Origin of the sequence: Zobellia barbeyronii (assembly GCF_018603515.1) — a bacterium.
Classification (GTDB): Bacteria; Bacteroidota; Bacteroidia; order Flavobacteriales; family Flavobacteriaceae; genus Zobellia; species Zobellia barbeyronii.
The window spans coordinates 18,901-29,725 of sequence record NZ_JACATN010000003.1 but is presented as its reverse complement, the minus strand read 5'-3'; the positions used below and the strand labels follow the sequence as shown (position 1 = coordinate 29,725).

Sequence of the window (10,825 nt, the reverse complement as noted above, 5' to 3'; positions counted from 1 at the left end):
TTAACAACGAGAATGTATGAAAAACAAACTACTATTAATCAGAACTTCAAAGTTAAAGCTCATGACACTCGTGTTGAGCTTATGCTTTGGTTTTGCTAATGCGCAGGAGCAGTCCGTATCTGGAACCGTCTCTGCGGATGGAGCACCATTACCCGGGGTAAGTGTGGTAGTGAAAGGAACAAAAACAGGAGCCGTTACAGATTTTGATGGTCTGTATACTATAAGTGCAGCATCTACAGAGGTACTTATCTTTAGCTATATTGGATTTGCTACCAAGGAAATTGCCGTAAGCGGTAAAACGAGTATAAATGTTAGTTTAGAAGAAGATGCTTCTGAGCTAGATGAAGTTATTGTGGTTGGATATGGTACGCAACGGAAAAAAGAACTTACAGGTGCGGTAGTGCAGGTAAAGTCAGAAGAGTTGGCTAAAACCACTACTTCGGATATTGGTACAGCACTACAAGGCCAAATTGCGGGTGTGAATATTACGGCTAGTTCTGGGCAACCTGGTGAAGAGGCTAATATTCTTATACGTGGTTTTAGCTCACTTTTAGATGGGCAAAACGGTCCACTTTATGTAGTAGATGGTATTCCTTATAATAGTGATCCTCAATTAAGCATTAGTGAAATTGAATCTATAGATGTATTAAAAGATGCTGCTTCGGCTTCTATTTATGGTACACGTGGTGCCGGGGGTGTAATTCTAATTACAACCAAACAAGGTAAAGTAGGTAAGATGGATATTCGGGTTAACTCTGAGTATGGGGTACAGGATATTACATCTGGAACGCCGCTTATGTCTTCATACCAACTTACATATATGGATATGCTTCGTGGAGCACTATCTAGCGGTAAAGTACAAGGTGGTGTAAATGCAGAAATTCACAGAAATAGATCCTGGTTTACTAATGACACTCAATTAGAAGATTTAATACTTAATGATTTAGCACCTATACAGAACCATTCAATTAATGTCTCTGGTGGTAAAGATGGTTTGACCTATAATTTTAATGCCAGTTTTTATGACCAATCTGGTATTATGATCAATTCAGATTATAGTCGGTTTAACATTAGATCCAACACTCAGTTTACAAAAGGAAATTGGAAAATAGCAACGGGGTTAACTTTTAAAAGAGATGAGAAAACGCTACCTAATTATGGTGTTTTTAATAAAATATTGGAATACAAGCCCTTTCAGCCATCTATTGAATTAGGGCAAACGGAGCTTACAGATGTTACAGAAGATGAAGTTGATGAGCCTGGTGGAATAGGACCAATTAGAGCCCTTGGTGGGGTGGCTAGAAACCTAAACACCAAAGAGGTGAGAGACGGAACCAGTAATGGTGCCAACATTCAGATTGATTTTGATGCAACGCCATCATTGAAGTTTACAGCTAGGGGAGGTGCTAATTTCTCGCATGAAAAAGGTGTGCGTATCATTCCAAGACTAGATGTATACAATACCTCAGGAGATTTGATTCCACCAAACCCGTGGGATATTTCTTTAATACAGACGGCTGTTACGGACAACAATAAGTTAACGTTTGAGGGTATGATGAATTACCATAAAAAGTTCGGTAAGCATGACGTGAACGTACTATTGGTAAATTCTTTAGAACAGACTGAAAATGAATATTTCAGAGCAGAGAAGAGAGACAATGCAGATGCAGCGGTTACCGTTTTTGATGGATATACTACGGGAGATTTAATTACTTCAGATGGAAGGGATTATACACGAACACTTATCGGTTATCTAGGTAGAATTCAATATAACTACGACGGGAAGTACATCTTTAGTGGTAGTTTAAGAAGAGATGGTTCGTCTCAATTTAGTCCTCAAAACAGATGGGGATGGTTTCCTAGTGCCTCTTTAGGATGGAACGTTTCCGATGAAGCTTTTTGGGAACCTATTAAAGAAACGGTCAATTCATTCAAAATTAGAGTGGGTTACGGTACAACAGGTAATGATAGGTTTGCTTCTTATAGCAACCAAGCCGTTGTTGATCTAGGACAAGATTATGTATTTGGTAGTGCAGATGTAGACCCAAGTTTAGATTCTACAACAGAAACCCCTGCTTTAGGAACCACTCAAGAAAGGTATGCGAACGAAAATGTAAAATGGGAAACTTCCAAAGAGCGCAATCTAGGGATTGATTTAGCCTTCTTTAATGGGAAGCTTACTTTCTCTAACGATGTGTATGTGAGTGAAAAGAAAGATTTATTGTTTGGGGTGGTAAACCCGCCTTCAACAGGAGTTTCTGGATCTAACAGAAGTAGTATTCTGAATATTGGTGATATGAGAAATACAGGTCATGAAATGGCTTTGAAATTCAATCATTACGGGAAGAAAGGATTTAACTGGAACTTGAGCTTAACCTATGCGAAAAACGAAAACATGGTTACTAAAACAAGTCCTAACAATCCTATCATATTCTTAGATAATAGTTATATCTCACAAAGAGGTCCTCGAGAATTGGTGAGTGTTATTCGTGAAGGTTATGAAGCGGCTGCTTTCTTCTTGCGTGAAACAGATGGAATTATCAAAACAGAAGAAGAGCTTGAAGCTTATAGAGAAATTGATCCAGCAGCTTCTTTGGGACAATTAAAATATGTAGATCAACTTACTGTAGATACAGATGATGATGGTATCCCAGATGCAGGTGATGGTAAGATAGATCAAGATGATAAGGTGTATAAGGGTAGTGGTTCAGAAGACTTTAATATGGGCTTCAATTTTGGAGCCAATTTTAAAGGAGTTGACTTTTCTATGAACTGGTATGGTTCGCAAGGCGCCGAGGTAATGAATGGTAGTAAGGCCTATGCCTACCAAACTGGGACCCATGCAGATATTTATTATTCATGGACAACGGTTAACCCAACATCTAATATTCCTTATTATGATGGGTCGCCAAATACCAATTCGTACAGAGATGCTTCAGACTATTTTCTAGAAGATGGTTCTTTCATAAGACTTAGGAATATTAGCCTAGGATATACTTTTCCTTCAAAATTAAGTGATAAGATGAAGATAGCTAAGCTTAGATTTTATGTCCAAGCCCAAAATGTATTCACCATTACCAACTATTCCGGTTTTGACCCTGAAGTAGGTAACAATGGTTTTAGTAGTAGGGGTATTGACCAAGGTACATACCCGGTAACATCACAGTATAAAGTGGGTCTACAATTACAATTCTAACACAACGAAAGATGAAAAAAACACATAACATAAATTTGAGAACGAATAGCCTCTACAGGAGAGCTATGGCGTTGTGCATGCTAATGCTAATTTCGCAGGCATGTAGCGATGATTTTTTGGATCAGACAAATCCAAATTCCTTGACCACTAAAAGTTTTTGGAAAAATAATTCCCAACTCAATCAGGGGTTGAATTCGGTCTATAGTGCATTAAAAGATAATGATGTATTAGGTATTCAAAATGAATCTGTACGTACAGATTTAGCGGTGCCCAGTGGATACAGGCAGGCTACTAGACCAGATGAGATGTATTTTCAAGACTTTACGGCAAATACAAAGTACGTAGAGAACAAATGGAATGCACTTTACCTAGGTGTTTTTAGAGCTAATCAGGTAATAGAAAATTATGAACGGCTATCCGAAGATTATAACACTGAAGCGGCTAAAGAGCAAGGGTTAGAGGTATATGCCCAAGCACGCGCCTTAAGAGGTTATTTCTATTATGTATTGAATACCAGCTTTAATGATGGTAATGTACCATTGGTAATTAAGGTACCTAAAGATTTTGAAGAATTTCAGAAAGCCTTGTCTTCCTCTGATGCCGTGCAAGCTTTTTATCGTGATGATTTGCAGTATGGGATTGATAATCTTCCTAAAACTTACTCAGAGTGGGAGTCACTTGGAAGCAATAATTTAGGTCGTATTACAGCTGGGGCATGTGAAGCACTTATGGGTAAAAGTTACTTAGCGGAAAATGACTTTATAACTGCTGAAGGCTATTTCAAAAATGTAATGGAAAATTACAATTATACGTTGGCAGAAGATATTGCTACCACTGTAACGGGTATAGCTGAGTTTAATTCCGAGTCTATTTTTGAAATCAACTATACTACTAATATCAATTTAGAAACTTCGGGAGAGGAATCATTGGCACAGAATATTACCTACCTAGTTTTTAATGCTAATATTCAGCCAAGTTCATGGTTGTCCATGAAGTATAGAGCAGAGAAGCCAGACCCTGCAGACCCTGCTAATATGAACATTGGTGCAGATGCATACAATGAGAACGGAGAAATAATAGGTACTGAAGATAGAATGCGTTTGTACAGCAAAAGAATGGGAGATTGTATGGGTCAAGTAGATGATCCAGATTCACCTATGTACGGAGCAGTTAATGGAGAGTATGGTAACGCTACAGGAGTAGCCCCATTCGCTAGAAACCGGGTTACTATGTTCAAAAAATTCTTGCATTGGAACACCATTGGTGGTGGAGCAGGAGAAGATAGGTCAACTTTAATGAACAACAGATCGGGAATTAATATTCCTGTTATTCGTCTAGCAGACGTGTATTTAATGTATGCGGAATGTATGCTTGAATCTGGTAATCTTTCCGAAGGTTTAAAATACATTAACAGGGTAAGAAAACGTTCGCACTTAATTTTACTAGGAAAAGCTTCTGAAGCGGGAGCGGAGTTCAATAATCTAGAAACCACGTATATGGATGATATAGATTTTGATGCCTCAAATGGCACACAGCCCGTTACTCTTCAGAATTTGATGGAACATTTACGTTTTACGGAAAGACCTTTAGAATTGGCTTTAGAAGGTGATCGTGCTACTGATTTAAGACGTTGGGGTAAGTTCAAAGAGCAATTGGAAAACTTGGCATCTATTAAGTATGATTACTGGCATTATGAAAAAAACTTGAACGGTAAGCATGGTACAAGGTACAAGTGCTATCTAACCGTTTCAGGAGAAGAGCCAACAACTTATGATGGTGTAAAGGTTTTCAATCAGCCGCCAGAAATTCAAGATGCAACGGTAGGAGCTCAGAAATTTAATGAAAGCTTACATGCATACCTGCCAATGCCACAAAGTGAAATCGATTCCAACCTTAACTGGGACGAGTTCGTTCAATAAATCAAACCTAAATAAAAGAACATGAGAGATATAAAATATAGTATTAGGTTTCTTTTTTTACTGCTGATTATTGTTGGCTGTGAAGATGATGACGAGTACGTAGCACCAAACACCTTTGTTGATGCCGCTTTTACCACAACTTGGGGTACATCGGTAGATAAAGATGTAGATATAAACAATTATGGGTCCTTTATGGACTTATCCAATGGTACTACTAAACATGAGTGGACCATTCCGGAAGGAACGTTTTTTCTAGAGGGCCCTCTGCCTACAAAAGCAGATAGTTTTGAATCTAGTATTATTGAGGGTGCCGGTATGGTATCTGACGAAAGAACGGTACATGTATTGTTTACGAAAGGGGATTCACTTACGCCTATAAAGTTGCATAACGAGTATGAAGAATATACGGAGTTTGTTTTGCCAACAGGATGGGACACAGAAACCAACTCATCCATTTTTGACACCCTGCGAACGGTTCAAAAAGGTGCAGCTTGGGTTTTGGATTATACCATTATTGTGGATGTGTACGATACTATCGTGGCAGATATGGAAATCAGAAACTTGGCCGGAAGTAAAATCGATTTTAAAAGTCAAGATGTAATTGATTTAAAGTTTGGTGATGCACTTGTTTTTGAAGACTTGAGTCGCCAGAATAATACATCTAGACCAACCTCTACCGTATGGACAATTCATACTATTGAGGAAAATGAAGAAGATGAGGAAAACATCATAAATGTCAACGAAGAAAAGACAATAGATACGTTGGTTTTCAACAAGCGGATAGGAAAGTTTCAAGGTCGTTTGGTTTCCAAAAGAGATAGAACCGAAGCTGTACAAGCAGACGAAGAGACGTATGAGATTCCTGTAACATTTAATGTTACCGCTTTGGACGAGGCCTTGGAGCAAGCAGGTGATGTGATTGAAATGGCAGATAATTCAATTGAAGTTTCTTTAAGCTCAAAATTGGTAGAACTTACGGAAGATGTGTCTTCCAATTTCATGGTAGAAGTTAACGGTGTGGCAAGACCAGTTGCTTCTGTATCTCAAAATCAACTTAATGTAGATAAGCTAATACTTGTATTAGAAACGCAATTAGAAGGTACGGATGCAGCCAATACGGTCACGGTTTCTTATGATGGTGGTAGCACCACATTAAAATCAGTAGATGAGCGTGTTCTTGAAGCTTTTAGCGCTGTGCCTGTTGAGGTATACGTTCCAATTCCGGTTAATAATGTGGGAACTGTTCAAAAAGTGACTGAAGATGATGCCATTTTAGTAATGTTTGATCAAGAGTTAGATCCTGCTTCGGTTATGGCCTCTGCAGATGCCACTATGGGCTTTTCTGCAATGGTTAATGGTGTTGCTTCGGTAGTAAGTTCTGTTGAGGTAGATGCTGCGGATGCTACTGTTTTAAGAATAATGCTTAGCGAAGAATTGTATAGAGATGATGAGATTACTATTTCTTATGTTGGCCCAGGAGACATTCTTTCCATAGGAGCGGGAGAGTTGGTAGATTTTGGTCCGGTTACCGTGGTACCTGATGAGGATAATATATTAGGTGATGTAGGGATGTTTGAAAACGCCCTTGATACGGATTGGTTAAATACGGGTTCTAACGGAGCCGGAGCAGCAGAAATAGTTGCGGCACCAATACCAGATATAGTTTCTGATGTAGTGCCTTCTGGTAACGTTATGCATTTGTTTGCTCCTGATGGCAATAAGCCTAATACTATTACCAGCGGTACATTTGCTTTTGAAGCGGGAACTGCCTACAGGGTAAAATATAAAAGATATTTAGGTAGCACGACGTCTACAGCTTTCGCCAAACACTTCTTTGGTGATCAAAATATAAATGATCAGTGGAACGATCCAGAAGACGAGTTGGGCAAATGGCAATTGGTAGAATTTACCTTTATCGCCGCAGCAACTTCAAACGGAACCGTACGTATTCAACCAGTACCAGCTGGTGTAAGTGATGTTTATTATGACGATTATACCATTCAAATAGATGATAATCGGCCTTAATTAAAATTGTTAGTAGTGTTTTGATTGTTTAGTAAAACCGCCTCAAACTGGTAAATTGAGGCGGTTTCTTTTTTTTAGAACGAACCGTTAATGAGAACATAGGTTACAGAGTGTCTATAATAAATCTGTCCGGTCTATAGTTTAAATTGACCACTTAGTGGAATTCAATGAGAAGCACAGAAAATGAATTGATAAAAAGTTGAATGTGCGCATGTTTGCACTCAGTAGGGGACTTGTAATTGATAATCTACACCTAACTATCGGCCTAACTTTAATAATTCTAGGTATTACAACTATCTGATTATTTTGGTTTTTACCGCTAATGGATAACCAATACAAATTCCGTTATACCAAAATGGAAAATTGCGGTTTCATCATGTTTTTACCAGTAAGTAGTAAAGTCGAAGGAAAATTCTCATGATTCCGTGTATTTCGAACGTGTTGGGTTTCAACTCCAACTGGGCTATTTTGAAGAGCGTTCAATTGAAGAAGGGTACAAAAGGCAATAGTATTTTTGCCTTTTGTACCCTCTTTTAAATAAAATATAACCTATTATTTAGGCTCTATTATAACCCCTCTTTCTACTTCACTATCTGATGTATACCTAAGAACTTTTGGAAAATCTGTGCCTCTAGCATTGGTGATTTCTGTTTTCCATATTTTTCTTAATTCTTCTAGTTTACTAGTGTTTGCAGTGTCTATAGCTAAATTTGTCGTTTCTTTGGGGTCATTTTTAAGATTAAAAAGCTCTTCATAGACAGCTGGTTCGCCATTTAGTGGTCCGTCTGCATAATCTCTGTAAACAGCTATATCTGGGTCGTGAACTTTGTACAACATTGCGCTGGTATTCATACCCATTTCTTTAGCAGTAGCTATTTTTTTCAATGCCGAGAAATTCTCGTTTTTATAATAGCGAATGTATTTCCATTCATGGTCTTGGACAGCTTCACATCTTGGATTTCCAAATTGGGTAGACCATAAATTTTCAGTGTAAAGGTATGGGCGCACAGCTTCTTGTTCACCAGCTAAAAGTCCGGTTAAGTTTTTGCCTTGGTAACTGTCAGGAATAGCTACGCCGGCCATGGCCATCATAGTTGGGGCAATATCTATACTCTGTACCAAAGCATCGGATGTTTTTCCTCTCTTAGATTTTTTGGTGTTTGGGTTAAAGATAATCATGGGTACATGGGTAGTTTCTTCATAGCACAAAGCTTTTCCGCCAAGACCGAATTGCCCCATAAAAAGACCATGGTCAGAAGTAAATACAATTACCGTATTCTTATCTAATTTTTGGTCTTTCAAGGTTTTTCTAAGCTTCCCTAAAAGACGGTCTATCCCTGTCATGGCTTCCATTTGCCTTATGTATCGCTCTCTGAAACCTTCAGGTGTATCTACATAATCATAACCTGGTTGACGGTCTTCTGCGTGAAGCAGTTCTGCCGGTAGCTTTGGAGTTTTTATATCTTTTCTAGCGATATAATTTTCTGGTAACGGAATATTTTGGTCGCGATAAAGCGTTTTGTAAATCTCATCGTCAGAATCTCGCATTTGCATAGAACCGGTACCCGCACCGTGAGGAAGGTTAAAACAAACGGAAAGCATAAAAGGCTTCTCCGTTGGTCTTTGATCAAGGAATTTTATGGCACCGCCCAACTTTTGCTCGTTAGATAAAAAGTCTTGGATTCCCTCGTCTACAACTTCAACTTGAGTATCATATTTAGCATCTTTAAAAATCTCATGACGGTCTTTGGGGTAAAAGCCTAAATGGCCGTGTCCGGCATACCAATAATCAAAACTTTTTTCCATAAGGCCACTATCATAGCCGCCTTTGCCAACAGGAACATGGTTCTTGCCGACCCATCCTGTATAGTAACCATTTTCTCGCATGACCATTGGGTAGGTATTAGCCCAACCTTCTTCAGACATACTGGTGCCGGAATTAAAATTAACCCCATGTTTCCGCTCAAATTGACTAGTGAGAATACTGGCTCTGCTTGGCGTACAGATAGCACTGGTTATATGTGCATTGGTAAACAATACACCATCTGCAGCCAATTTATCAAGATTAGGCGTCTGAACTATAGTATTGCCCGTGCACCCCATAAGCCCATACTGTTGGTCATCGGTTAAAATGAATATGAAGTTGGGTTGCTCTTGGGCTAAAACCTGAACCGTTGGATAGGCATAAATAGCCAGTACAATGAGCCAAGATTTAAACCATTTGGATTGTTTCATTTTATCTTCTATAAGAATTTTAATACTTTCTTTTTAGTCTTATTTACCAGTTGGTCCTTCAGCTTTTTTACGCATAGACTCAAAAGCTTTTTCTTCTTTGAGTACATTTTCGCTATGAGGATCAAACCAACCTGGTACAAGGTTTTTAGAATCCCAAGCTGTGTAAGCCTTTTCTAATTGAGCAATTACATCAGGGTGTTTGTCAGCTACATCCGTTCTTTCCCAAGGGTCATTTTTAAGATTAAAAAGTAGTGTTTTTTGCTTGTAGGCACTTTTGTAAAGTTTAAAATCTCCAATTCTAACTGCATATTCAAATCCGCCAACAGAACGCCAGAATAATTGTTCATGAGGTGTATCTGTTTTGCCATCTAAAATATAGGGTAGGAGAGTGGTGCCGTCTAATTGAGATTCATCTTTTATATTACCTCCTGCAGCTTGCAAAAATGTAGGGAAAAGGTCTAATGAACTAATAGGCTTTTCGTAATGTTGCCCAGCCTTTAGTTTTTCTGGCCAGGTAATAAAGAAAGGAACTTTAATTCCTCCTTCAAACAACATGCCTTTATGACCACGGTACGGTCTGTTATCTGCGTGTTCCACGCGACCTCCGTTATCACTTAAGAAAACCAAAATTGTATTTTCTTTCATACCATTTGCCGTTAACGTAGAGTCTATTCTACCAACATTAGAGTCTACTGCATTTACCATAGCGGCATAAATGCTACGCCCACCATATTCTATATGTTTGGTGTGCTCAAGGTATTGTTTAGTAGCTTGGTCAGGTGCGTGTGGCGCGTTATAAGCTAAATACATGAAAAAGGGCTTATCATCTTTCTTAGTAATGAAATCGATTGCCTCATCTGTAAAATCATCGGTTAGGTACCGTAATTCATTTTGAGGAACCGGTTTGCCATTTCTTACGATAGTCTTGATAGGACCATCTGGTATACCCCAATAGTTCATTCCACCACCAGCAAAACCGAACCAATGGTCAAAACCTTGATGAATAGGATGAAGGCTAGGGTGATCGCCTAAATGCCATTTACCAATGGCACTAGTTCGGTAACCTTGCTCTTTTAAGGCCTCTGGAATCATTTTTTCAGAAAGTGGTGTACCAACGGTAGCATCATTTTCAGATTTGTAAGGCATGTTACAATCATGACCAAAACGCGCCTGATAACGGCCCGTTAAAAGTCCGGCTCTAGACGGGCTACAATAAGGATGTGATACGTAAGCATTATCAAAAATTACCCCTTGCGAGGCCAATTTATCTAGATTTGGAGTGGGAATATCCGTAGCTCCGTTAAAGCCTACATCTGCCCAACCTTGGTCATCCGTTAAGACTACTATAATGTTAGGTTTTTTTTCTTGTGCCATACTCGGTAAAGTGGTCATAAGACCCATGGCTAATGTAAAGATGAGTTTTGTATTCATAGTTGTATCTGTGTTCTTA

Annotated in this window: 5 protein-coding genes; 3 read left to right on the top strand and 2 right to left on the bottom strand. The window is 38.8% G+C overall.

The features are described 5' to 3' along the window. The first annotated feature begins 16 nt into the window (after positions 1-16). The 3 genes from HW347_RS08840 to HW347_RS08830 are packed head-to-tail and all read left to right on the top strand — an operon-like array spanning position 17 to position 7,140. Positions 17-3,196: a SusC/RagA family TonB-linked outer membrane protein gene (locus HW347_RS08840; RefSeq protein WP_214611542.1), complete on the top strand. Its 3,180-nt coding sequence runs from the start codon at positions 17-19 to the stop codon at positions 3,194-3,196. A gap of 11 nt (positions 3,197-3,207) precedes the next feature. After that, positions 3,208-5,115, top strand: coding sequence for a RagB/SusD family nutrient uptake outer membrane protein (locus HW347_RS08835; protein ID WP_214611541.1), 1,908 nt, complete (start codon positions 3,208-3,210; stop codon positions 5,113-5,115). 21 nt (positions 5,116-5,136) lie between these two features. Then, positions 5,137-7,140: a SwmB domain-containing protein gene (locus tag HW347_RS08830; protein WP_214611540.1), complete on the top strand. Its 2,004-nt coding sequence runs from the start codon at positions 5,137-5,139 to the stop codon at positions 7,138-7,140. Positions 7,141-7,692: 552 nt separating this feature from the next. On the opposite strand, the gene HW347_RS08825 is transcribed toward HW347_RS08830, so the two are convergent. Then, the gene (locus HW347_RS08825; protein ID WP_214611539.1) at positions 7,693-9,375 is read right to left on the bottom strand and encodes a sulfatase-like hydrolase/transferase; all 1,683 of its coding nucleotides are present in this window, start codon (positions 9,373-9,375) and stop codon (positions 7,693-7,695) included. Between the two features lie 39 nt (positions 9,376-9,414). After that, a complete protein-coding gene (locus HW347_RS08820) occupies positions 9,415-10,806 on the bottom strand; it encodes a sulfatase-like hydrolase/transferase (protein WP_225901879.1) in 1,392 nt (463 codons plus the stop codon). Positions 10,807-10,825 lie beyond the last annotated feature (19 nt).

Coding starts and splice junctions, on each gene's coding strand:
- HW347_RS08840 (WP_214611542.1), top strand. CDS start 17: ATGAAAAACAAACTACTATTAATCAGAACTTCAAAGTTAAAGCTCATG.
- HW347_RS08835 (WP_214611541.1), top strand. CDS start 3,208: ATGAAAAAAACACATAACATAAATTTGAGAACGAATAGCCTCTACAGG.
- HW347_RS08830 (WP_214611540.1), top strand. CDS start 5,137: ATGAGAGATATAAAATATAGTATTAGGTTTCTTTTTTTACTGCTGATT.
- HW347_RS08825 (WP_214611539.1), bottom strand. CDS start 9,375: ATGAAACAATCCAAATGGTTTAAATCTTGGCTCATTGTACTGGCTATT.
- HW347_RS08820 (WP_225901879.1), bottom strand. CDS start 10,806: ATGAATACAAAACTCATCTTTACATTAGCCATGGGTCTTATGACCACT.